The organism is Methylophilus sp. 14, assembly GCF_015354345.1.
Classification (GTDB): domain Bacteria; phylum Pseudomonadota; class Gammaproteobacteria; order Burkholderiales; family Methylophilaceae; genus Methylophilus.
Genome location: NZ_JADKYS010000001.1, coordinates 642,993 through 666,434 on the forward strand (window position 1 = coordinate 642,993; position 23,442 = coordinate 666,434).

Below are 23,442 nucleotides of genomic sequence, written 5' to 3' on the forward strand. Positions count from 1 at the left end.
TTCCCTGTCAGGGTGTATTCATCTAAATCAAACAACTTGTTGTGGCAATTTTGGATTTAGGCAACAAAAAATGTCATTCAATAACCCAGTGCGCGGGCGCTCTGGTAAAACAGGAAGCTGATGACCCACGCCAGCCCCAGTGACCAGGCGAGCGATAGCCACATAAAGCCACTGCTCTTGCTTTCGGATTTGAGCGTGGCAATGGTAGACAGGCAAGGCGTATAAATCAGCGTGAACAACATAAAACTCATGCCTTGCACCCAGTCGATATTGCTGGCGATTTGATGGCTAAGGGCGTCGCCCTGTAAGCCGTAAATCACTGCCAGCGAGCCGACGACGATTTCTTTGGCGACAAACCCAAAAATCAGGGCAATCGCCAATTCGGTATCAATCCCGATCGGATCCAGCACGGGCGAGAAGAAGCGGCCTATGCTACCTGCCCATGTTTCTGGGCTGGCAGGCACCGCGGTCGTCGGCAGGTGTGTCAGCAGCCAGACCATGACTACACCAATCACAATAAATTTAGTGGCACGCGCCAGGAAGTGTTTCACCTCTTGCCAGCCACGCATCCAGATTTGCTGCGGCGTCGGGAAGCGGTAGGGCGGTAACTCAAGCACAAACGGCTCACGGCTGGCAAACTTGCCTTTGAACAGGATGGCCGTGATAAAGATGGTTGCGAAGCTCACCATGTAGAGCGAGAACAGCACCAAGGCCGCCTGTGACGGCGGGAACAAAATGGCAATAATAAACAGGAATACCTGTAGCCGCGCGGAACATAGCGATAAGGGAATCGTGAGCATGGTCAGCAAACGCATGGGGCGGCTACGCATGACGCGTGTGCCCATCAAGGCAGGCACGTTGCAGCCAAAGCCCATCAGCATCATGACAAAGCCACGGCCATCCAGGCCCATTTTTGCCATCAGTGTATCCATAAGAAAAGCCGCACGTGATAAATAACCGCTATCTTCCACCATGCTCATGACCAGGAAGAACAGCACAATAATCGGCACAAAGGCAGCTACCGTGCTAAAGCCGGTATACAGGCCGTCCAGTAACAAACCATTCAACCAGCTGGGCAAACTGGCCAGTGCCGGTTCCAGCAACTCGCTTCGCAGGCTGTCAAACAGCCAGGCCATGCCTTCTTGCAGCGGCGCGCCCACGGTAAAGATAAACTGGAACAGCATAAACACTGAGAGCAGGAACAGTGGCAGCCCCAGCCATGGATGCAGCAACACCTTGTCCAGCCGGTCGGTCAGGCTGTGATTGAGCTGCAGTGGAAAATGCACGGTACGGTCAATGATCTGGTGCATTTCCTGCTCGATGGCATTGTCCATCTCCAGCTTGCCAGCGATGGTTTCAGGTGTCACCAGGTTGGGCTGTTGCAATAAGGTCTGTGCCGCCAGTTGCAGCGCTTCAGGGCAGCCCTGGCCGTATTTGGCGCTGATGGTGCGCACGGGCATGCCTAGTTGTTTGCTCATGGCTTGCGCATCAATGGTGATGCCTGCGCGCTTGGCTTCATCTTCCATATTGAGCAGCAACACGGCGGGGAGTCCCAGGGCGCGAATTTGCAATGCCAGCGATAATTGACGGTCAATTTGCGCGCTGTTGAGGATGATCAGCACCAAATCTATCGCATGATGGCTTAAAAAGTGCCTGACGACGTGTTCGTCATCAGAAAAACCATGCAAGTCATACAGGCCTGGCAAGTCAACCAGTTCAGCAATATGGCCGCCCAGTAAAATCTTGGCGCTCATTAAATCTACCGTAATGCCAGGCCAGTTGCCGACACGCGCCGAAGCGCCGCTTAAGCGATTGAACAGGGTGGATTTGCCCGTGTTGGGCATTCCGAGCAGGGCAACACGTTTCATGCAGTGATGGATTCTGTCTGGTTGGCGAGAAGGTGCACATGGATGGCTTTGGCATCCTGCAGGCGGATAATGACGTCTGTCGAGCCGATACGCACATGTAACGGGCCATTAAAGGCTGCCTGGCGGATGACCTCCAATTGTTTGCCAGACCGGAAGCCCAGGGCGCTCAGGCGTTGCGATAAGGCTTGCTCGGCATGAATGCGGTCAATGATGGCAGACTGGCCGGGTTTGAGAGCGTCAAGATGCATGTGCATATTACAAATGAGAATAATTCTTGATTTTATCTCAGATCAGCAGGCAAAGGAATGGTTCTGTATCGACCGGATGGCTGGCCATATTGGGCTGGTATAATTGATGGCCAATAAAAAAGCCAGTCTAGACTGGCTTTTTATTGGGTGAAACTGCGTTATTTCTTGGCGACTTACTTCTTCTCAACGCCGCTGACATCGATTTTCGCTTTGTCTTTCAGACCCAGCATGTATTTTTCCAGCTTGCGTTGTTGCAGTGTACGCTCAATGCCTTCTTGTACTTTTTCGTACGGCGGTGCTTGCAATGCGCGGGTATCTACCAGTTTGATCACGTGCCAGCCAAATTGCGACTGTACTGGCTCAGGCGTGGTTTCACCTTTTTTCAGGCCAACCAGTGCATCCGCAAATGGGCGCACCATGCCAGCTGGAGAGAACCAGCCCAGATCGCCACCTTTGTCTTTAGAGCCTGGATCTTGTGATTTTTCTTTAGCGATTTTCGCAAAGTCCGTGCCTTTTTTCAGGTCAGCAATAATCGCTTTGGCTTCTGCTTCAGTTTTTACCAGAATGTGGCGCGCATTGTATTCTTTGTCGCCCAGTTCTTTTTTGTACTGCTCGTAACCTTCTTTTTTCTCGGCATCGGTGACTGGGTTTTTCTTGATGAAGTCAGCCAGGAATGCATTTACCAGCAATTTACGGCGTGCCAGTTCTTCGCTTGCGATGAAGTCAGGCAACTTATCGATGCCCGCTTTTTGCGCTTCCTGGTAAGCCAATTCGGAACCAACCAGCTCGTTCACAACGGCTGCTTTCATGCCGTCGTTGGCCTTTTGGCCGGTACGTGCTTCAGCATCGCGCAAAATAAAGTCTACCCAGGTCTTTTTAATCGGTTTGCCGTTGACCGTAGCAACGGCATCGGCATCCGCCGCGTATACATGTGGCAGTGCGCTTAAGCAAGCAATCGCCAACATTACTTTCAAAAATTTCATGCAATATCCTTATATAACGATTTGAATTGGTGCGATATTAAAAAACAGGAATGTTTCAAATAAATGACTCATCAGTCGAAAAGGCCTTAATACTGAGCGCGTGTATGCGATGAGGCATTAAATCTTGCAAGCATTGATAGACCATGCGATGCCGCATTATCTGTGATTTTCCTGAAAATAGCGAGCTTTTTACCTTGAGCGTGAAATGCCCGCCGCCGCTATTACCTGCATGTCCGCGATGCAGGTCACTGTCGTCCTGTATCTCAAGTTGCGAGGGTGCCAGCGCCTGCAAACGTTGCTCGATTTCTGCTTTTAACATGTTACGGCAATGTCTTTCTAAAGGGTTTGACTTCTACCTGGCCATAGACACCTGCGTGTACAAATGGATCATCGTTGGCCCAGTCGGTGGCCGCCTGTAAAGAATCGAATTCTGCCACAATCAGGCTGCCGCTGAATCCGGCTGCACCTGGGTCTACGCTGTCAATGGCGGGCAAAGGACCTGCGAGCAGCAAGCGCCCTTCATTTTGCAACTGTTGCAAGCGCGCCAGGTGTGGCGGACGATGTTCCAGTCGCAGCGGCAAGCTGTTAGCGGTATCTTGGGCGTAAATCATGTAAAGCATGGTCGTTGTCTCTTAGTCAGGCAGAAGGCGTGTTTTGTTCAATCCAGTGATCTTTTAAGGCAAACACCTGCACAATAATAAAGATAAACATCAGGCTGGTGGCGCCAAACAGTTTGAAATTGACCCAGTCATCCTCGCTGAAGTGAAAGGCTACATAAAGGTTAAGGGTGCCCATGCCTATCAGGAAGGCAATCCAGCACAGGTTTAATCGGTCCCAGATGGCCAGTGGCGGTGCCATCATTTTGCCCAGCATGTTTTCGATCAGGTTGCGCTTGAGGGCGTAGCGGCTGAATAGCAAGACCACGGCGCCTATCCAGTAAATGGCGGTGGGCTTCCACATAATATAGGTTTTGTCATGCAGCAGTAGCGTGATGCCACCGAGCACCGTAATCACGGCACCGTTGATCACCAGCATTTTGTCTATCTTGCCGCGCTTGATCCAGAGTATCAGCATCAGCACCAGGGTGCTGATCATGGCGACCGCCGTTGCAGTAAAAATGCCTGCTTTTTTATAGGCAATAAAAAAGAGAATGACGGGGAGTAAATCGGTAATGACTTGCATGACTGGCTTCAGGCGACTGAATTCCTGCTATCTGTGAGGGCACTATTTTGCTATGATTTCTGTCAAAATGTAAAGTTAGTCGCTTTGGCTTCCCCATTTTTTATTCAAACGGCGCGCCCATATTCATCATGTCTGTCCCCATTGATTTACATTGTCACTCAACCATGTCTGATGGCTTACTCTCGCCTGAAGAACTGGTTGCGCATGCCGCGAGCAAGGGCGTGCGAGTATTGGCGCTGACTGATCATGATGAAGTAGGCGGGCTGGCGCGTGCGCGGGCGGCGGCTGAGCAACAAGGCATCTGTTTTATTGATGGCGTCGAGATTTCGGTGACTTGGCGAAAACGGACCCTGCATGTGGTGGGCTTACGCGTGAACCCGCGGCATGCTGGCTTGTTAGCCGCGTTTGCTACCGTGCGCCAAGGGCGGGATGCCCGCGCTAGGCAGATTGCTGATGGCCTCGCCAAGGCGGGTATCGCCGATGCTTATGAAGGTGCGCGTGAGTTTTCGGGTAACAGTGTGATGACACGTAGCCATTTTGCCCAGTTTATGGTGAAGCGCGGCCATGCCAAAAACGTCAAGTCAGTGTTTAAAAAGTATATGGTCAAAGGCAAGCCTGGCTATGTCAATCATGAGTGGATGAGCCTGGAAGAGGCCATGCAGCTGATTCGTGACAGTGGTGGCGTCGCGGTATTGGCGCATCCTGGCCGCTATGACTTGGGTTTCGTGAACATGCATTTGTTGCTTAACGAGTTTAGAGACCTGGGTGGTGCCGCGATTGAAGTCGTCACCGGTAGTCACCAGCCGCCGCAGTATGAGCAATTCGCCAAGCTTGCGCATCGTTTTGATTTAAAAGCCTCGCAAGGATCTGATTACCACGGCCCGGGTATGTCTTATATGGATATGGGGCGTTTGCCTGCGTTGCCAGCCGGGTGTGTGCCGGTATGGCAGGACTGGCCTGAGGCCAGCCAGTTGCAAGCGAGTTAACATCTACTCAACGTTATGGCACAGTATTTTGTGATTCATGCGGAAAACCCGCAAAGCCGTTTGATCCAGCAAGCTGCGCAGCTATTAAAGCAGGGCGGGGTGCTGGCCTGTCCTACCGACTCTAGTTATGCCCTGGTGTGCCTGATGGAGTTCAAGGATGCGCAAACCCGTATCCGTCGCTTGCGTGGTGTGGACGATGAGCATCCGTTTACCCTGATTTGCCGTGACCTGGCTGAGATTGGCACCTACGCCAAAGTGAATAACAGCCAGTTTCGTTTGCTCAAGGCGATGACGCCGGGCGCTTATACTTTTTTGCTCGAAGCCAGCCGCGAAGTGCCGCGCCGCCTGCAGCATCCCAAACGCAGTACCATAGGCTTGCGTGTGCCCAAGCATGTGGTCACGCAGGCTTTACTTGAGGCGCTGGATTCGCCCTTGCTCAGTATGACCCTGCAACTGCCCGGAGATGAGGCGCCGATGTCGGTTGGTTGGGAGATTCGTGAGGCACTGGAACACCAGATTGACGCCGTGATCGACAGTGATATCGTGCATGTGGGCGCCACGACAGTGGTGGATCTGACGCAAGACCCGCCGGAGTTAGTGCGTGCCGGTGTGGCGCCATGGCCTTGATGTGGCAGCATTTGACCGCACCTTTTGATCGCATCTTTAAGATTCTTAGACTCTGCTGCAGAGTGTTGACTTTAGCTGGAAGTATTACATGGAACTCACCGTTGTACAGAAAATCGCCGCTTATGCCTTACCCATCCTGTTTGCAATTACGGTGCATGAGGCTGCGCATGGTTATGCGGCCAAGTTTTTTGGCGACCTCACTGCCGAGCGCATGGGCAGGATTACCCTCAATCCATTCAAGCATATAGACCCCATTGGCACGATTTTGCTGCCAGCCCTCAGTATCATCTTGGGCGGGGTGCTGTTCGGCTGGGCAAAGCCGGTGCCGGTCAACTTTGGCCAATTACGTCGTCCAAAGCAGGATATGTTGTGGGTGGCGTTGGCTGGCCCGGCGTCTAATTTTGCCATGGCGATTGTGTGGGGATTGGTGCTGGCGCGTATTGCTTTGTTTCCGGAATCTGCACAGGCCTTTTTGGCGCAAATGAGCCTGGCGGGCATCCAGATTAACTTGGTGTTGCTGGTGTTGAATTTGTTCCCGTTGCCACCTTTGGATGGTGGCCGTATTGCCGTCAGCCTTTTACCCATGCAGGCCGCGATCAAGTTTGCGCAAATTGAGCGTTACGGCATGCTGATTCTGATTGCCCTGTTATTTACCGGCATTCTGGGTATTTTATTATCGCCAGTACTCAGGTTCTTTCAGCAATTATTGACGGTGCTGGTCATGTAACTGTACTGAGTAATGTCATTCTACTGATGTAATCATGAAGCCGCTGAATCAGCGGCTTCATGCTATTTGCAGTTAGTGTTTAATGGCGTCTAGCGTCAGTTTTGTGGGCACGTGATCACGGTCTGCTTTCACCGTCGCCGGAACGGTGATGGAAACCCGTTCGGTACTGACGCCAGCGGCCAGTAATGCTTTCTGGATGGCATCAGCCCGCGTCTTGGCCAGTGTTTGCAAGTCAGCATCAGTGACCTGGATGCTGGTGGTGAGCGTTTCCTGTGCCTGTGCGTAAAAGCCTTCAGGTGCTTTTTCCAGTTTGGCGGCCAGTCGCTTGAGCAAGCCTTTATTGGTGAGCTTGTCGTGCAATGTTTGTATCGCAGACTGCACTTTGGGGTTGTTCAAGTCTATCGGCCCTGGCGCCTGTCCCGGCTCCAGGCGCACACCTACTTCTTCCGCCACTTGTTTGCGCAAACTGGCTTCTTGAATCGCACGCGTGTCTGTGGCCACATCATAGCCAGGCACAATGCCCAGTTTGAGTTGCTGGCGTTTTGCCAGTGCAGTGCTCACCGAGTGCAGTTTCTCCAGTTCCGGTGGTGAAATTGTGGCATTGCCCGGGTCAAACACAATGGCTTCCAGTTTTTCACTGCCGCCAAACAGTTTGCCCAATGCGCTGAATGGCGCGGTCACAATTTTGGTCAGCACGTTGGTAAATGCTTTCCAGACAATACCACCGATGCTGAATTTGGGATCATCTAGGCTACCGCTCACTGGCAGGTCTAGGTCTATGACGCCATCACTGTCTTCGAGGATGGCAATGGCTAGGTCCAGCGGCAGGTTAGGGGCATCCTTGCTGTCGACGCGCTCGCCCAGTGTCAGTTTGTGAATGACAAACTTGTTTTCACCCGCTAGCACACGTTGCTTGATCTTATAGCCCAGATCCACGGACAGCTTGCCAGATTCAATGCGGCGTCCGGCAAACTTCCCTGAGTAAGGCGTCAGGCGGTTCATTTCCAGATTGGTAAATGCGACTTTAAGATCAGTGAACTCGGTTGCCTTGAATGGCTGTAGTGCGCCCCGGATACGTGCTGCGCCATAGTCGTCAACCTTGCCGTCCAGCTCGACTTGTGCCGTCGCGGAGGGATTGCTGGAAATGCCATTGATGACGCCGCCCAGTGTGTGGATATGGGTGCCAAAGGGCTGTGGCAATGACAAATCGGCAAACTCCAGCTCGGCGTTATTGATACGTACGGTGTCTATGGCCACCGGAAAGTCATTACTATTGCTGGCCGTTGTTGCTGTGGGTTTGCTTGCAGCGACTGGTGCGCTTGCAGGCGTAGAGGCCGCTGCTGGGGCATCACTAGCAGCGGGGGTAGTCGTGCGCATGACCTTGGTGATATTCAGGCTGCGGTCGGGGTAAATGATGAATTTGCTTTGCGGTTTGCTCAGCGTGAGTGTGCTTAATTGCAGTTTATTCGGTGCCAGCGACAGTGCCAGGCCATCGCCCTGCAGTTTTTCCCAGCGTAAAAACGGTTGTTGACTGCCTTCTTCCAGGATGGATAGCTGGTTAACACTAAATCCACCGTTGAACCTGGTTTCACCATTGCTGGTTTGTTGTAACTTACCTTGTAGGCTGGCAGCGCCACTCTCCAGTTGCAGCAGCGCGGCTTGCTGGATATAAGGCGCAAAGGGTTTCAGCGCCAGGTCAGTCAATGTGCATTGCAGCTCGGTTTTAAACGGCGCTGCTGCCAGTTTGCCTTGCAGGTTAAACTGGCCGCCTTGTTTGACCTTGAATCCGGCTTTCACCGGCAGCAAGCGGGCCATGTTCTGGCTCAGATCGGTTGCTTCCACGCTAGCATCCAGCACATCCAGCACAACTGGTGTTGGCGTCGATTGATCCTCGATATGAATCTCTGCCTGTTGTAAGGCCAAGCGTTTCACGGCGTAAGCCCAGGGTTTTGTGGACGTGGCAGACGGCTTGCTGGATGCAACTGCTGTGCTGTTTTTGTCTGCGCCATTTTTATTTGCGCTGGCGCTTGGCGTCAGTATGGTTTGCCAGTTCAGGTGTTGATCCGCTTGCCTGATAACGGCTGTTTTAAGTCCTTGCAATTGAATCGCAGCAATCTCCACTTTTTGCTGGTCTAGCGCTAATTGCGCATTGTTCACGGCAACCCTGGCTAATTGTGCAGCTGGTTTTTTATCGGCTTGCAGACTCAGTTGTGTGGCTTCCAGTTGCAGGTCTTTGAGCGCCAGGCCGGATGCATTATCGACAGCCAGTTGTAAGTTGAAATCACCCACTGTCGCTTGCAAGGGCTTGGCGAACTGCTGGTCGGCATAGCTCAGTTGCCAATGCGCCAAGGCAATCTCAGCAATCGCAAAGTGAAAAGGCTCACTGGCTTTTTCATCTGCCACAGCCGGGGCATCGGTGTTTGCCGTTATTGTCTCTGCTGGAGCGGCAAAGGCGCGCTGCCAATCCAGTCCGGCAGCCGTTTGGGCGGCGGATAGCTGCCCTTTGTTTAACAAGATGCGCGCTACATTGGCCTGGCGGTCGGCCAAGTTGAGGCTGACGTTTTCAATGGCTAGCTCTGGCAGCGTAAATAGTGTTTTTTGCGCTTGTTGTAGCTGTACTTGCTGGATATTCAGGTTCAGGTTATCAAACTGGAGCTGTGCCTGTTTGTCCTGCGTGAACGTTAGCTTGGGTAAGGTCAGGCTGCTATTGGCGATGGCAATGTCTGCTTGTGGTTTGTGCCAGCTGAGTTGATCCAACTGCACGGCGATGTTTTGCGTGGTGATCAATAACTGTTTTTGTTGGTTGAGCGCCAGATGTTTGGCGGTGACCGCCAATTGCGCAAATGCGAGTTTATCCCCTTGGGCCAGTGCGCCTGCCAGGTCGTTTATGTGCAGTGTTGCATCGTTGACCAGCAGTTTTGGTTGTTGATTTGGCACAGAAAAATCATAGTTAAACTGGCTGGCAAAGGTGCCTGCCTCCACTTGCAGCGGCAGGCTAGCTTTATCTACCCATTGCATGAGTTTGGCGATTTGCAAGCCTTCAATCGCCAGTGCGCCTTGTGAGGCCAGCGGGTTGACGCCGAAATTACCTTTCCATTTAATCGTCGCGCCCTGATATGGCAATTTGGCAGCAATCAGGTAATCACCGCGGTCTTTAGGCAGGGTGGAGAAACCTTCCAGTTCAAAATCCAGCGGTTTGAGCGAGGCCCGTAATGGGGTGGCGTGCTGCGCATCCTCATAATCAATATTGCCCTGACTGATGGCGATGTTTTCAATGATCACGCGCGGCAGGTCAGGGCTCGGTGGCGATGGATCTTCATTCAGTTTGGCAATCAGGTCTGCCCAGTTAAGACGACCCTGTTTGGAAATATGCACATTGACGCGCGGTGCGGTCAGCGTAATCTGCTTGAGTTTCCAGGCCCAGTTAAACAGGCCGCTGGTTTCAAGGTCGACTACCAGCCGGTCAAACGACGCCAAGGGCGCACCATGTTTGTCAGTCAGTGCCAGTTTTTCAATCGTGGTGGTCAGCCGCAATGGATCAAAAGTCACCTTTTCTACGCTGGCTTGACTGGCCAGCTGGCTTTCTGCCACCCACGGCAGCAGCCATTTTGCCAGTGGATTGATGGCCAGCCAGGCAAACACAAAGTAAAAGACAAGCAGTCCGGCAACTACCTTAAAGGCGAGTGACTGCAACAAGGGGCGTAAAGAGGGCGGTAGACGATTCAACATAAGTGTTAATTTAGCAGAATTTAAATCTTTTATAGCGTTTGTTGACACCGGAAAGTGACAAATCTTTGTCTGTCATACAGCGCCAGTGGTGGCCTTGAATAAGTCAAACAACCCATGGCATGAAGGTGACATCGGCATCCGTTTTCATGTATGCTTAAGTTAACGCGTTATACAGGATGCTGTTTTCAGCAGTAACTATGGCTTCAGAGCCGGATAAGTTGTCACACAAACCCTCTCTTTTAGAACGATTAAGTCACTTTCTTCTGCGTGAGCCGGAAGACAGGGAGCAACTGGTTGAGTTGCTGCACGGGGCTTATGAAAATCACCTGATGGATAGCGATTCGCTCGCTATGATTGAAGGTGTCCTGCAGGTCAGTGAAATGCAGGTCAGGGACATCATGATCCCGCGTTCGCAAATGGACGTCATTGATATTGCCCAACCGCCAGAAAGCTTTTTGCCGTTCGTCATCGAAACGGCGCACTCCCGTTTCCCGGTTATTGAAGATAATAAAAACGATGTGATTGGCATTTTGCTGGCCAAAGACCTGTTGCGCTATTACGCCAGTGAGTCGTTCGAGTTGCGCGATATGTTGCGCCCGGCCGTGTTTATCCCAGAATCCAAGCGCCTGAATGTCTTGTTAAAGGAATTCCGCAGCAACCGTAACCATATTGCCATTGTGGTGGATGAGTACGGTGGCGTGGCAGGCATGGTCACCATTGAAGATGTGCTCGAGCAGATTGTCGGTGACATCGAGGATGAATACGATGATGACGAAGATGAAAGCAACATCATTTTTCAAGCGCCAGGCAAATATCGCGTCAAGGCCTTGACGGAGATTCCTGAATTTAACGAAGCGATAGGCACTGCGTTTAGCGATGAAGAGTTTTCTACCGTCGGTGGCCTGGTGGTGAATCACTTCGGCCATTTACCCAAGCGTGGCGAGCATATCCGTATTGATAACTTAAGTGTCACCGTGGTGCACGCCGATAGTCGCCGAGTGCATGTATTGCTGGTCGAGCAATTGCCGGAAGAGGTTTACCCGATCGAGTCTGTGTAGCCTTGCCGTGTTGGAACCTATTGTTGTTTTAATTGCCTGAGTTTCTGATTAAAGGAGAGTCATGATGAAAGCACAAACCTGGTTGAACGGAGTAGTGGCTGTTGCATTATTGTCTTTAAGTGGAGTTGCCTTGGCAGGCACTGCGGTAGGTAAGTTGCCTGAAGATGAGCAGAGTTTTGTTGATGCGGTGGGTAAATTAAATCGCGCGCAGTTAGTAGAGATGTTAGGCGAGCCCGCGCGCGCTGAAGATGTGAAGTTAAAGGATAGCGGACGCGTGGTGGCCTCTATCTGGCATTATCACAATATCAATAAAGATGGCGCCGGGGCGTATTATCCGACGACAGAGCTGGATATTATTGATGACCAGGTCAGCGTGGTGGTGTTCCTGAATAATGATGGTTCTGATGCGAGCTCAGGCCAGACGTATGAGGTGCAGCCTAATCCGGCGGATTTATAAGCGTTAAATCACAGATTTAAAAACAAAGGGCGCCGAGGCGCCCTTTGTCATGTACACATCACCCAAAAATTATTTTTTCAGGCTGTCACGGATTTCACGCAACAAGACAATGTCTTCTGGTGTCGCAGCTGGCGCTGGAGGCGGTTCTGCCTGTTTCAGGCTGTTCATGAATTTAACCATCTGGAAAATGATAAAGGCCAGGATGATAAAGTTAAGCACAATGGTGACGAAGTTGCCGTAAGCCAGCACCGCGCCCAGTTTTTTGGCTTCCGCCAGGGCGAGGTCAGCCGACTGGCCGTTGAGTGGCACGTACAAATTACTGAAATCAAAGCCGCCAAAAATTCTGCCGATGACCGGCATGATAATGTCGTTGACCATGGAATCAACGATTTTGCCAAAGGCACCGCCGATGATGACACCGACTGCCAGATCCATGACATTGCCTTTCAGCGCAAACTGCTTAAACTCAGACATCACACTCATACTTCACTCCCGCGTTAATATTTGTAGAAACTTGCAAATGTGACTATAGGCGTTGCCTTCGCCGCTTGTCAATCACTGTGCCGCCAGTCGCGATGACGCTACGCGGGCTGTGATATATTGCCGGTATCCCGTTTTTGAAGGCGAACCCGTTATCCATGCAGTTGTTTCACACCTTGCGCGAATTGCGCGCTTTTTTAGCCAGCCGTGCTGACCAACGGGTTGGCTTTGTGCCGACCATGGGTAATTTGCACGCCGGGCATTGCCAACTGGTAACGCTGGCCAAGAACCATGCTGACTTGGTCGTGGTCAGTATCTTTGTGAACCCGCTGCAATTTGGGGCGAATGAGGACTTTGGCAGTTATCCGCGCACCTTGCAGTCTGACTGCGAGAAGTTGCAGGCCGTGGGCGCTGATGTGGTGTTTGCGCCCGCCGTGGAAGAAATGTATCCGGATTTTGATGGTCAGTCTTTGCATCAGGAGATGGTGATTCAACCGCCACCGTTGGCTGATGATTTATGTGGTGCTAGTCGTCCTGGCCATTTTGCCGGTGTCGCCACCGTGGTCGCCAAATTGTTTCATATGGTGCAGCCGCAAGTGGCGGTGTTTGGCAAAAAAGACTACCAGCAGCTGATGGTGATACGTGCCTTGGTGCGGCAACTCAATTTTGGGATTGAAATTATTGCCGGGGAAACGGCACGCGAGTCTTCCGGCCTGGCCATGAGCTCCAGAAATGGCTATTTGACAGCAGCGGAAAAAACTCAGGCCGCGCAGTTAAACCAGCAGTTGCAAAGTATCAAACAGGCGTTATTGTCTGGTCGCCGCGACTATGCTGCTTTGCGCGAGCAAGCCTGTTTAATGCTGAAGCAGCAGGGCTGGCAGGTAGATTATGTAGAGATCAGGCGTCAACAGTCACTGACCTTGCCGGATGCGCAGGCCAGCGACTGGGTGATACTGGCGGCAGCCAGGTTGGGTAAGACACGGCTGATTGATAATTGTGAAGTCAGTGCATAGCGAGATTGAAGGCATTTTTTATAAATTTATTTTGCGCTAAGCCATTGATAACTTTATAATTACGACCTTTTCCGCGCGAGCGGGAGTTCGAGCTAAGGGACGCAATGCAAAGAACCATGTTGAAATCCAAGCTGCATCGGGTGCGTGTGACGCATAGCGAGCTGCATTATGAAGGCAGCTGTGCGATTGATGAAGCCTTGCTGGAGGCCGCCAATATTCACGAATATGAGCAGATCCAGATTTACAACATCAACAATGGTGAGCGTTTCACAACTTATGCCATTCGTGCCGAGCGCCACTCTGGCGTGATTTCGGTGAATGGTGCAGCGGCGCATAAAGCCGACCCTGATGATCTGATTATTATTGCCAGCTATTCGCAATATACCGAAGCTGAATTGACCAATTACCATCCGCAACTGGTGTATGTCGATGCGCAAAACCGCATCGTCGAACAGAAAAACCATATCCCTGCGCAAGCTGCCTGATTTTGAGTACCCCTATGCAACCTAACATTGATGTATTGTCCCTGGAGGACATGAAGCTGGCCGTTGTTGACGCGCTGGAAGATATTAAAGCCTTTGATATCACGGTGATGGACGTGCGTCATATGACCGCGGTCACCAGTTACATGATCGTCGCCAGTGGTAACTCCACCCGCCAGTGCAAGGCGATTGCCGATAACGTGCGCGAAAAGCTGAAAGAAAAAGGCCTGGATGCACGTGGCGTAGAGGGCGAAAAAGAGGGCGAGTGGGTGTTGGTGGACCTGGGCGATATCGTTGTCCATGTGATGGTTCCGGCAACGCGCGCTTACTACAACATCGAACAGCTGTGGAGCGAGTCGCAAACCCGCCGCGCAGCTTCTGCAGCCTAAAAACCCTATCTCTCTCCTGATATGAAGCTGAATATCATCTCGGTCGGCCATAAAATGCCCGACTGGGTTGAAACGGCCTGCGCAGAATATTTAAAGCGCATGCCACGCGAGCTCGAAACCCGCATCATCGAAATCAAGCCTGATAAACGCGCTGCTGGTAAAAACAGCGAGGTGGTGCAAGAAGCAGAGGCCAAGCGCATTCTTGAAGTTGCTGGTAAAGATTACCTGGTGGCACTGGACGAACGTGGGCAAGCGGTGACGACCTTGCAACTGGCCGAGAAGCTAAAAAGCTGGCAGGAAATGGGGCGTGATGTGTCGCTGGTCGTTGGCGGCGCAGATGGCTTGCATGCGCAGCTCAAAACTCAGGCGCAGTGGTTGTTTAGCCTATCTAAACTGACCATGCCGCATGGCATGGTGCGAGTGATGCTCGCCGAGCAACTTTACCGTGCGCATACCGTGCTCAGCGGTCATCCTTATCACCGGGAGTAATCATGTCTAGTGCCCTGGTCTGGCTACGCCGCGACCTGCGTGATGATGATCATGCTGCGCTATATCACGCTTTGAAGCGGCATACGCAAGTTTATGTCGCTTTTGTCTTTGATACGGATATTCTCGATGCATTGACTGACAAGCAAGACCGCCGGGTTGAGTTTATCTGGGAAAGCGTGCGGGCACTCAAGCAGTCATTGCAAGCGCAAGGTAGCGATCTCGTGGTGTTGCATGGCCGTGCACAGTCAGAGATTCCAGCCCTGGCCGTCGCGCTCAATGTGACTGCGGTGTATGCCAATAAAGACTACGAACCAGTCGCGATTGCCCGTGACGAAGCCGTGGGCCAGGCGCTGTTGCGTCATGGTCAAACGTTACATTTGTTCAAAGACCAGGTGCTGTTTGAACAAGATGAGGTCATGACGCAAACTGGCAAGCCGTATGGGGTGTTCACGCCTTATAAAAATGCGCATTTGGCCAAATTGAACGCGTTTTACCTCAAGGCTTACCCGGTCAAAAAATATCTGCATCACCTGGCCGCGGTCACGCCGCAGCCCATGCCAGCCTTGGAGTCACTCGGTTTTCAGCGTACCAATCTTGCCGAGTTGCGCCTGCCGACTGGCATGGTGGGGGCGCAGCAGTTATTTGACGACTTTTTGCAGCGTATCGACCAGTATCATGAGGCGCGCAATTATCCGGCCGTGAAGGGCGTGTCTTACCTCTCGGTGCATTTGCGTTTCGGCACCATTTCTATTCGCCAGTTAGCCCATGCGGCCTGGCAGTTATCGTTGGCCGGGAATGAAGGCGCCGCCATCTGGTTGAGTGAGTTGATCTGGCGTGATTTTTATTTCCAGATTTTGTTCCATCGGCCAGACCTGCAACAAGGCAGGTCTTATAAACCGGAGTATGAAGCGCTACCTTTCCCCAATGATGCTGGCTGGTTTGCCGCCTGGTGCGAAGGCCGCACCGGCTTCCCGATTGTTGATGCGGCCATGCGCCAGCTCAATCAAACGGGGTATATGCATAACCGTTTGCGCATGGTGGTGGCCAGCTTTCTGGTCAAGGATCTGCTGATTGACTGGCGCTGGGGCGAACGTTATTTTGAGCAGAAGCTCATTGATTTTGACTTTGCGGCCAATAATGGCGGCTGGCAATGGGCGGCGTCCACCGGCTGTGATGCACAGCCTTATTTCAGGATTTTTAACCCGCAATCGCAATCGGAAAAGTTTGATCCGCAAGGTAAATTTATCCGTAAATATGTGCCAGAATTAACTGCGCTTGATGACCAGCAGATTCATGCGCCCTGGGCAGAAAAATTCCGTAAAAAATCCTTGTTTGACAAAGGGTTAATGGGGGATTACCCGGCCCCTGTGGTGGATCATGCGCAACAGCGCGAATTGGCGCTGCACTTATACAAAAATAATGTGAAGCAAAGATGACATTTGATGTAGAATAAATGCGTTTGACTGCGTGTCAAGCTTGGGCCGCAGCGAGAATGGTTTGGTCAATTCGATGATTTTTTAACCAGCATCCCTTCAATTTTTAGAAGAGCGTTCCGTTAACTGTCATGACAAGCCCTGGCGAAGGACACACATGCAAGCACTGTTGGGGATACAACAATTTAAATGCGCTTGAAAAGCTTCTAAACATAATGACAAATATGAAAACACTGAGAGCGATCGTATTGACTGCCGTTTTAGTGAGTGTCTCTGGTTGTGCCACAACCAATAAAGACCCGCTGGAAGGCATCAACCGGGGAATTTACAAGTTTAACGATGTGGCTGACCGCTACGCCATGAAGCCGGTCGCCAAAGCCTACAAAGCGGTTGCGCCTACCCCTGTGCGTACTGGCATCAGCAACTTCTTCAGCAACCTCGGCACTTTGACCACCATTGTCAATGACTTGCTGCAACTGAAGTTTGCCCAAGCCTTTACCGATGCCGGGCGTTTTGTGATCAACTCCACCTTTGGTATCGCCGGTTTTATTGATGTGGCCAGCATGGACAATGTGCCAAAACACCAGGAAGATTTTGGTCAGACCCTGGGTTACTGGGGCGTCGGTTCCGGTGCTTACCTGGTGTTGCCGATTATTGGCCCAAGCACCATCCGCGATGCCAGTGGCCTGTTTATTGACACTGTGACGTCTGACCCGATTACCTATTTGCATAATACCGGTCAGATCCGTGCGCACAACCAGGTGCGTGCCGTGCAACTGCTGGATAAGCGTACGCAATTGCTGGATGCGACCGATTTGGTGGATAACGCGTCGATTGACCCCTATGCATTCATGCGTGATGCTTATTTGCAGCGTCGTGCCAGCCTGATTCAGGATGGCTTGGTGCCTAAAGAGTTGTTGCAGGATGAGTTTGAGCCTGCGGATGAAGATGCACCCGCGCCAACGCATTCTGAGTTATCACCAGCGACAGGCGGTGATGACGCAGTGCTGTTGCAATCAGCTACGCCTATTGGTCAGACTGAGGTTGATCAGCTTGAGGTTGCTGAGCCATCCCTGGAAGGTGCTGCTATGGTGGCCGAGCCTGCTGCAACGGTTGACGCCGTTGAGTTGAGTGAAGCTACTGGTGAGGCTGTTGAGGCATTGCCACCTTTACTGGAACAGGCTGACCAGGCTACAGGCGAAGAAGTGCCAGTGGTTGAGGTTGATGCTAGCGCGATGGTGGCTGGTGTTGATGAAACCTTGTTGACCGTGGTGGAGCCAGCAACGCCAGCGCAATAATGATTTCCACACGTTGAATAAAAAAGGCTTTGCATTGCAAAGCCTTTTTTATTTGGGTGCTCGCAGGCGCTACGTAATTATTTACTCTGATGACGCAACCGTCATGCGTTCAATTAATATGGATCCCGTCTGCCGTGAGCTGTGAGGAATGATATCGTTACCGATTGCAACGATGTTTTTCAGGATATCCTTCATATTGCTGGCGATGGTGATTTCTTCTACCGGATGCACAATCACACCATTTTCTACCCAGTAACCCGCGGCCCCTCTGGAATAGTCACCGGTGACCATATTCATGCCATGTCCAAGTAGTTCTGTCACCAGCAGGCCAGTGCCCATGGTCTGCAATAATTGCGCAAGGCTGTGGCCTGTAGAGCGTACCACAATGTTATGCGCGCCTCCGGCATTGCCAGTCGATTGCATGCCCAGTTTGCGGGCAGAATAGCTGCCCAGTAAATAACCTTGTAACACTCCGTTTTCAACCAGTGTGCGTGGACGGCAAGCCACGCCTTCGCTATCAAATGCACTGCTGGCGGCGCCTTTGAGTACAAACGGGTTTTCATCGATCTGCAGCAACGGGCTAGCCACGGTTTGCCCCAGGCTGTCGAGCAGGAAAGAGGATTTCCGGTATAAATTGCCACCGGAAATGGCACTGATCAGGGTGCCTATCAATCCGCTGGCCAATGGTGCTTCAAATAAGATTGGATATTGCCCGGTTTTGATCGGGCGTGCGCCCAGGCGTTTAACCGTGCGTAAGCCTGCTGTCTGGCCGACCTGCTCTGGCGTTGCCAGGTCCTGCGCATCACGTGCACTGCTGTACCAGTAATCACGTTGCATCAGGCCATCCGCTTCGGCGATGACTGAGCAACTGATGCTGTGGCGTGAGCTTGGGTAGCCGCCAATAAAACCATGGCTGTTGGCATAAGCAAAAGCACCGCTCTGGCTATAAATGCTGGCACCTTCACTATTGCTGATACGCGGGTCGACGGCGAGGGCGGCCGCTTCACAGCGCTTGGCCAGCGCCAGCGCCGCATCCACGTCGATATGCCAGGGATGGTGCAGTGACAAATCTGGAAAGTCAGTGGCCATCAATGCTGCATCCGCTAAGCCGCAGAAAGGGTCCTGCGCGGTATATTTTGCAATATTACAGGCGGCTTCAACGGTATCTTTCAAGGCTTGAGGGCTTAAATCCGAGGTGCTGGCATAGCCTTTACGCTGACCAAAATACACCGTGACTGAACAGCCTTTGTCACGGTTATATTCGATGTTTTCAGTCTCGCCCTGCCTCACGGACACGTTCTGGCCGGTGCCAAAACTGACCTCGGCTTCGGCACTGCTGGCACCTGCTTTGCGTGCCAGTTGAATGATGTCTTGAGCGATTTGTTGAAGTTGATCCGATTGCATGCTGTACGCGCTTGTTTTTTGCTTGGCAGTTAAAACTGTTATCATACCCGATTTGGCAGAGATTGCTTTTACCATGACATCTGAAACCTTTGATGATTCCCAGCCCAGTAAAACCCGATTGAAAGCAGAAGCGGATGCTGCGCAGGAGATCGGCCGTCAACTGGTGGCGCTGCCCAAGGACAAACTGAAAAAACTGCAATTAGAAGAGTCGTTACTGGATGCGATTGCAGAAGCCAAACGCATTACCGCGAATGGCGCCATTCGTCGCCAGATGCAATATATTGGCCGCTTGATGCGTGACACCGACCTGGCACCTATTGTCGAGCAATTACAAAAGTGGGACGGCAAGCACCAGGAAGAAAATGCCCGTTTTCATCAGATGGAGCGCTGGCGTACGCGTATGCTGGAGGATGTCAAAGCCATCGAATTATTTATTGCCGAGTTTCCGCAAACGCATGTGCAGCAGATGCGTACGCTGATTCGCAATGCACAAAAAGAGCACGCCGCCGGTAAACCGCCCAAGAGCAGCCGCGAATTATTTAAAATGATACGCGAGGTGATGGAAGGCAAGAGTGTGCAGGACGACACATCATTTGAAGAAGAGTCATTGGACGAATAGAAGTATTGCGTGGCGCCTGGTGCGGTACGCTGGCTGTATTCATTGACCATGCTAAACGAGGAGGGGAAACCATGCATAACCAGATTGATATTGAACTTGATTTAACCGGCCTGGATAGTCCGTTGCCGATGTTAAAAACCAAAGAGGTACTGGAGCGCCTGTCACCAGGCCAAGTGTTGCTGGTGAAAACAACGTCTGCGGGTAGCGAGCAAAATATCCGTAACCTGATCAACAATCACCCGGTCAAATTGCTGTCTTTAAACAAGCAACATGGCGAGTTTCATTTTGTCATGGAAAAAGAAGCCGTGCTGGCTGCCTAGTCGCACTCTTTCATCCCAGGCATGCTGTTTGGCAGCATGCCTGTCTAAGATTTTCGCAAGTGTTGTGTCGCGTAGCGCTTAGTCTGGCTTGCGTGGCGGCAATATAAATTTGCCTGGCTGTTTATACAGGGCGGTAAGCAACTCCAGCCAAAAGGCTTTCCAATGGCGATAGCGTACTTTGCGTGATTTCATGGCGACATAAATCGCCAGGCCAAAACTGGTCATCAGGTTGAGTGTGCCGACCAGGGCAATACCCAGAATCGTCGTCACGATGATGTAGTGGCTAAGCTGGAAGTCCAGCGCCGGGAATGCATAGCCAGAGAACGCTGCGACGAACGTCACATGACGGATATCCAGCGGCAGGCCCAACATGACGCCGAGCCCCGACGCAAAGCCCAACAGGCAGCCAAAATAAAAGTTACCGGCCAATGCGCCCAAGTTGTGGCGAATATACTCGGTGATCCGCCACAAGCGCTCTTTGCCCAGCAGTATTTGTAACCAGCGCAAATGCCCAAGACGCTCGGGAATCCGGTTGTAAGCGGCCAGGTTGTCATGGTAGCCCGCAATCAGGCCGGACAGGAACAGGCAGACACCTGCCACCGCCGCATACAGAGCAGTCAGGCTGATCAAGGGGTTATTGCTATCCAGCAGCGCGTGCGCTTTTTCGGTACCGATGAAATGGTGGCCGGTTGTTTGCATGATGAGCCAGTCAATGAGGATGGCCACCGGGATCACCACCACGACATTGCCCAGAATGGCAATGGTCTGGCTGCTGGTGGTTTGTGCCACGATGTTGACCAGGTTGTGGATGTTTTTACTGTCGTGGCCATGGTCGTCGATCGTGGCGGCAATGGTGGCGGCCGTCATGGCGGGTTGCTTGGTGGCGACGGTAAAGTGCAGCAAGTGGATGATGACAAAACCCAGGCCATAATTCAGGCTGAACAGGATGGCCTCGGTTAATGGCGGCAAGTGGTAGCTGGCAATCATGATCTTAATCATCGCCATCACGGCAATAATAATGCCTGCGCCCATGGCTGACCCCATGAGTTTGAAGTACTCATTGCGATGCTGCGCGATGTAGTGTTCGCCGGTATGGCTGGCATTTTCAGTCACGCGCAGGGCCAGTAATTCAGTGTTCTGGCGCCAGTATTCAGACAGGTTGTTTTTCTTGCACTCGGCGTCGACCAGTTGCTTGAGCAGGCGCGTGATTGCGTCACTGACATCATGTTTGAGGATTAGGCCATGCAAGATATCCAGCAGTAACTGCATGCGTTGAATTTGCTGCAAGATGCGTTGCATGAGGGCCGTGAGCGAGATGCTGGTGCCGGTGTTGGCGTTAGCCTTGCGGATTTCGTGTGTGAGTTGCTCACAGCGTTTGAGCACGCTGTAAAGATGTTGTATGTCTTCGGCCCGTATCGTCGCCAGCGCTAAAAAGGTCTGAATCTCTATGTTTTGCGTGATGAATGGCGAGCGGTTCGATTCCAGATCCTCATGTTGCAAGATCAGCTCAGGATCCAGTCCTGAGGCAGATAAGCGGTATGAAAGCACCTGCAAGGCATCCTTCAGTTCTTGTATGCAGTTTTGCTGTTGTTGCTGGTCGCCCTGGTCTATGTGCAGCGTGTACATAAAGTCCCGCCAGACGTTATCCGGCATACCAATGACCCAGTCCACATCGCTGCTTTGATGAAAAACCTGTCCAAACACATCTTTTAAATATTTGGGATCGGGGACTTCTGGTAACAGTTTGTGCGAGAGGCGGCGATAAATTTCTGTGAAAAAGCCGAGGTCAGACTGGATGCCATGCTCGGAGTATAGGGAAATCACGCTCTTTTCATCCAGTAGCCTGAGCAGGCTGTTGCGCAATGACAGCGCATACTGCGGGTGTTGCTGTAGCATGAAGCACAGCGCCTGTAATGCCTTGCTGGCGCTTTCAATATCGGTCGATACTTTGGGGCGGATATTGTCGAACAGTGCCCGCAAAAATTGAATATCGTCCAGGTCACCTGCCGCTTCACGGGCAGCCTGATGCTCAAAGGTAGGTTGAAACATGAAAAACACTTTCTGCGATTCTATTTTAGCCAAGAGATCGCCGCTGGCCTTAAGGAGTGGGCAGGCGGCTTAGGGCTATTTAAACACTATAGCTGTATATCAGCCGCCAGCGGTTCTCCCTGGCGCTCTAATTGCACTTTGACCATTTTTCCGTTGTATTTCCTGACCAGGCTGGAAAGTTGCGCCGCATCATCCACTTTTTCGTTGTTGATGCTGAGTAATTGATCTCCACGCACCACACCGCCTTTTTCAGCCGCAGAGCCATGAATCACGGCAATCACGCGCACGCCTTCACTGCTGGCCTTGGTGGGCGGTGCTTCGTCGTTTTGCCCCGATTGTTTAGGCACCAGTTTGATGACATGGATACCCAGCAACGGTGGTGGCAGTTTTGCCCAGTAAGTGGCGTAATAGCGATAGCTGCCTGCTTTGACTGCGACATCTTTTTCGGTCAGTGCCTGGCCTTTTTTGACCGCTTCTTTAATCACTTCCATTCTCGATGAAGGAGAAGCGCCGCCCGCTTTTTTCATGTACACCAGGATGCTGTCGGCCTGGATAGTGCGGCCATGGTTGCGTGCCTGCTCCGCATCCACCTCGCCCGCCTCAAAGCTGCTGAATCCCATCAGGTCGTAGCCGTTTTCGAGCATCCTGATATTGTCTTCATCGCGGCGCGTGCCACTGAAAAGCTGTGGTTCAGGGTTCGCTTGCAAAGAGTGTAAATTGCCCTGGTTTTGTGCCTGGTAATTGAGGCTGTAAGGGTTGTCTTCTGCCCAGGTAGCGGTGCTTAAGGTCAAGGCTGCCAGCACTGCAGCATGCTTGAAATATAAAGACCACCGGCCTGATAAAGAGGAGGCGGGCATAACGGACTGTCCAGGCTTGCACAGGGGGTTCATCGAATTCTCCATGATCGAATGACAGGTTGTAATGTTATGATGTACTGGTACATTAACACAGACGCTATTCAGATAGACATAGGTTATGCAAGAAGAATTCACGCGCATCGGCCTGGTTTCGATCAGTGATCGTGCCTCGCAAGGCGTTTATGAAGACAAGGGTATCCCGGCGCTCACTGCCTGGTTAGCCCAGGCGGTCGTTTCTCCTTATACGGTTTCTGCCCGTTTAATTGCGGATGATGAGGCCACTATTTCCCACACCCTCAAACAACTGGTAGACGAAGAGGGCTGTCATCTGGTGTTGACCACAGGCGGCACCGGGCCTGCGTTGCGGGATGTTACGCCGGAGGCAACGTTGGCCATTGCGGACCGCGAAATGCCAGGTTTCGGCGAGCAAATGCGGCAAATCAGCCTGCGTTTTGTACCAACGGCGATTTTGTCGCGCCAGGTGGCTGTGGTGCGCAAGCAATGCCTGATTATTAATTTGCCCGGTCAGCCCAAGTCGATCCAGGAAACACTGGAAGGTCTCAAGGACAGCGAAGGTAATACTTTGGTGCCCGGCATCTTTGCCGCTGTTCCGTATTGCCTGGATTTACTGGCCACCAGCCACAAGGCTATGCCATACCTGGAAACTGACGAAACCATTGTCAAATCTTTCCGTCCTAAATCAGCTATCCGCAAATAAATGAAGTGTTCAGGTTATTGTTAAAG

The 23,442-nt window shown here is 51.9% G+C and carries 24 protein-coding genes and 1 pseudogene; 14 read left to right on the forward strand and 11 right to left on the reverse strand.

All coding sequences use genetic code 11. The features are described from left to right. Positions 1-77: 77 nt before the first annotated feature. The 6 genes from feoB to INP78_RS03240 all read right to left on the reverse strand — a co-directional run bounded on the left by feoB (position 78) and on the right by INP78_RS03240 (position 4,281). Entirely contained in the window at positions 78-1,868 is a 1,791-nt protein-coding gene (gene feoB / locus INP78_RS03215) for a ferrous iron transport protein B (protein ID WP_194740737.1), read from the reverse strand. After that, positions 1,865-2,122 (reverse strand): FeoA family protein, encoded by a 258-nt coding sequence (locus tag INP78_RS03220; protein ID WP_194740738.1) that lies wholly within the window; start codon positions 2,120-2,122, stop codon positions 1,865-1,867. The genes feoB and INP78_RS03220 overlap by 4 nt, the downstream gene beginning before the upstream one ends. A gap of 167 nt (positions 2,123-2,289) precedes the next feature. Beyond that, a complete protein-coding gene (locus INP78_RS03225; protein ID WP_194740739.1) occupies positions 2,290-3,099 on the reverse strand; it encodes a peptidylprolyl isomerase in 810 nt (269 codons plus the stop codon). A 55-nt stretch (positions 3,100-3,154) separates the two neighbouring features. Then, positions 3,155-3,418 carry a BolA family transcriptional regulator gene (locus INP78_RS03230; protein WP_194740740.1) on the reverse strand — a complete coding sequence of 88 codons (264 nt, stop codon included), beginning with the start codon at positions 3,416-3,418 and terminating at the stop codon, positions 3,155-3,157. Between the two features lies 1 nt (position 3,419). Continuing rightward, the gene (locus tag INP78_RS03235; protein WP_194740741.1) at positions 3,420-3,719 is read right to left on the reverse strand and encodes a YciI family protein; all 300 of its coding nucleotides are present in this window, start codon (positions 3,717-3,719) and stop codon (positions 3,420-3,422) included. Between the two features lie 16 nt (positions 3,720-3,735). Further along, entirely contained in the window at positions 3,736-4,281 is a 546-nt protein-coding gene (locus INP78_RS03240; protein ID WP_194740742.1) for a septation protein A, read from the reverse strand. A 128-nt stretch (positions 4,282-4,409) separates the two neighbouring features. On the opposite strand from INP78_RS03240, the gene INP78_RS03245 reads away from it, so the two are divergent. From INP78_RS03245 to INP78_RS03255, 3 genes are all read left to right on the forward strand, one after another. Then, positions 4,410-5,267 carry a 3',5'-nucleoside bisphosphate phosphatase gene (locus INP78_RS03245; RefSeq protein ID WP_194740743.1) on the forward strand — a complete coding sequence of 286 codons (858 nt, stop codon included), beginning with the start codon at positions 4,410-4,412 and terminating at the stop codon, positions 5,265-5,267. A gap of 15 nt (positions 5,268-5,282) precedes the next feature. Continuing rightward, complete coding sequence (locus tag INP78_RS03250; protein ID WP_194740744.1) at positions 5,283-5,894, forward strand: L-threonylcarbamoyladenylate synthase; 612 nt, start codon at positions 5,283-5,285, stop codon at positions 5,892-5,894. Positions 5,895-5,982: 88 nt separating this feature from the next. Beyond that, positions 5,983-6,621, forward strand: coding sequence for a site-2 protease family protein (locus tag INP78_RS03255; RefSeq protein ID WP_194740745.1), 639 nt, complete (start codon positions 5,983-5,985; stop codon positions 6,619-6,621). A 72-nt stretch (positions 6,622-6,693) separates the two neighbouring features. On the opposite strand, the gene INP78_RS03260 is transcribed toward INP78_RS03255, so the two are convergent. Further along, a complete protein-coding gene (locus INP78_RS03260) occupies positions 6,694-10,350 on the reverse strand; it encodes a DUF748 domain-containing protein (protein ID WP_194740746.1) in 3,657 nt (1,218 codons plus the stop codon). A gap of 197 nt (positions 10,351-10,547) precedes the next feature. On the opposite strand from INP78_RS03260, the gene INP78_RS03265 reads away from it, so the two are divergent. Beyond that, positions 10,548-11,408, forward strand: a complete 861-nt coding sequence (locus INP78_RS03265) for an HlyC/CorC family transporter (protein ID WP_194740747.1) — start codon at positions 10,548-10,550, stop codon at positions 11,406-11,408. A gap of 61 nt (positions 11,409-11,469) precedes the next feature. Beyond that, entirely contained in the window at positions 11,470-11,865 is a 396-nt protein-coding gene (locus tag INP78_RS03270) for a hypothetical protein (RefSeq protein WP_228522620.1), read from the forward strand. 69 nt (positions 11,866-11,934) lie between these two features. Here the strand turns inward: INP78_RS03270 and mscL are convergent, their stop codons facing one another. Further along, positions 11,935-12,348 carry a large conductance mechanosensitive channel protein MscL gene (gene mscL, locus INP78_RS03275; protein WP_194740748.1) on the reverse strand — a complete coding sequence of 138 codons (414 nt, stop codon included), beginning with the start codon at positions 12,346-12,348 and terminating at the stop codon, positions 11,935-11,937. A 155-nt stretch (positions 12,349-12,503) separates the two neighbouring features. Between mscL and panC the strand changes: the two genes are divergently transcribed. The 6 genes and pseudogenes from panC to INP78_RS03305 form a co-directional block, all read left to right on the forward strand. Then, positions 12,504-13,358, forward strand: a complete 855-nt coding sequence (panC, locus tag INP78_RS03280; RefSeq protein WP_194740749.1) for a pantoate--beta-alanine ligase — start codon at positions 12,504-12,506, stop codon at positions 13,356-13,358. 104 nt (positions 13,359-13,462) lie between these two features. After that, the gene (gene panD, locus INP78_RS03285; RefSeq protein ID WP_194740750.1) at positions 13,463-13,843 is read left to right on the forward strand and encodes an aspartate 1-decarboxylase; all 381 of its coding nucleotides are present in this window, start codon (positions 13,463-13,465) and stop codon (positions 13,841-13,843) included. Between the two features lie 14 nt (positions 13,844-13,857). Continuing rightward, positions 13,858-14,229 carry a ribosome silencing factor gene (gene rsfS, locus INP78_RS03290; protein WP_194740751.1) on the forward strand — a complete coding sequence of 124 codons (372 nt, stop codon included), beginning with the start codon at positions 13,858-13,860 and terminating at the stop codon, positions 14,227-14,229. Positions 14,230-14,250: 21 nt separating this feature from the next. Then, positions 14,251-14,718, forward strand: a complete 468-nt coding sequence (rlmH, locus tag INP78_RS03295) for a 23S rRNA (pseudouridine(1915)-N(3))-methyltransferase RlmH (RefSeq protein WP_024929681.1) — start codon at positions 14,251-14,253, stop codon at positions 14,716-14,718. Positions 14,719-14,720: 2 nt separating this feature from the next. Then, the gene (locus tag INP78_RS03300; protein ID WP_194740752.1) at positions 14,721-16,154 is read left to right on the forward strand and encodes a deoxyribodipyrimidine photo-lyase; all 1,434 of its coding nucleotides are present in this window, start codon (positions 14,721-14,723) and stop codon (positions 16,152-16,154) included. A 221-nt stretch (positions 16,155-16,375) separates the two neighbouring features. Further along, positions 16,376-17,101 (forward strand): annotated as a pseudogene (locus INP78_RS03305) (VacJ family lipoprotein); the annotation flags it as partial. Positions 17,102-17,530: 429 nt separating this feature from the next. Here INP78_RS03305 and pmbA read toward each other — a convergent pair. After that, positions 17,531-18,853, reverse strand: coding sequence for a metalloprotease PmbA (gene pmbA, locus INP78_RS03310; RefSeq protein ID WP_194740754.1), 1,323 nt, complete (start codon positions 18,851-18,853; stop codon positions 17,531-17,533). A gap of 73 nt (positions 18,854-18,926) precedes the next feature. Between pmbA and yjgA the strand changes: the two genes are divergently transcribed. Both yjgA and INP78_RS03320 read left to right on the forward strand, forming a co-directional pair. Next, positions 18,927-19,472, forward strand: a complete 546-nt coding sequence (gene yjgA, locus INP78_RS03315) for a ribosome biogenesis factor YjgA (RefSeq protein ID WP_194740755.1) — start codon at positions 18,927-18,929, stop codon at positions 19,470-19,472. A gap of 71 nt (positions 19,473-19,543) precedes the next feature. After that, positions 19,544-19,792, forward strand: a complete 249-nt coding sequence (locus INP78_RS03320; protein ID WP_194740756.1) for a sulfurtransferase TusA family protein — start codon at positions 19,544-19,546, stop codon at positions 19,790-19,792. 78 nt (positions 19,793-19,870) lie between these two features. Here INP78_RS03320 and INP78_RS03325 read toward each other — a convergent pair whose 3' ends face one another. Both INP78_RS03325 and INP78_RS03330 read right to left on the reverse strand, forming a co-directional pair. Beyond that, positions 19,871-21,841: a site-specific recombinase gene (locus tag INP78_RS03325; protein ID WP_194740757.1), complete on the reverse strand. Its 1,971-nt coding sequence runs from the start codon at positions 21,839-21,841 to the stop codon at positions 19,871-19,873. 86 nt (positions 21,842-21,927) lie between these two features. Further along, a complete protein-coding gene (locus INP78_RS03330; protein WP_228522621.1) occupies positions 21,928-22,698 on the reverse strand; it encodes a PDZ domain-containing protein in 771 nt (256 codons plus the stop codon). A gap of 118 nt (positions 22,699-22,816) precedes the next feature. Between INP78_RS03330 and mog the strand changes: the two genes are divergently transcribed. Next, entirely contained in the window at positions 22,817-23,416 is a 600-nt protein-coding gene (gene mog, locus INP78_RS03335; protein WP_194740758.1) for a molybdopterin adenylyltransferase, read from the forward strand. The last annotated feature ends 26 nt before the right edge of the window (positions 23,417-23,442 follow it).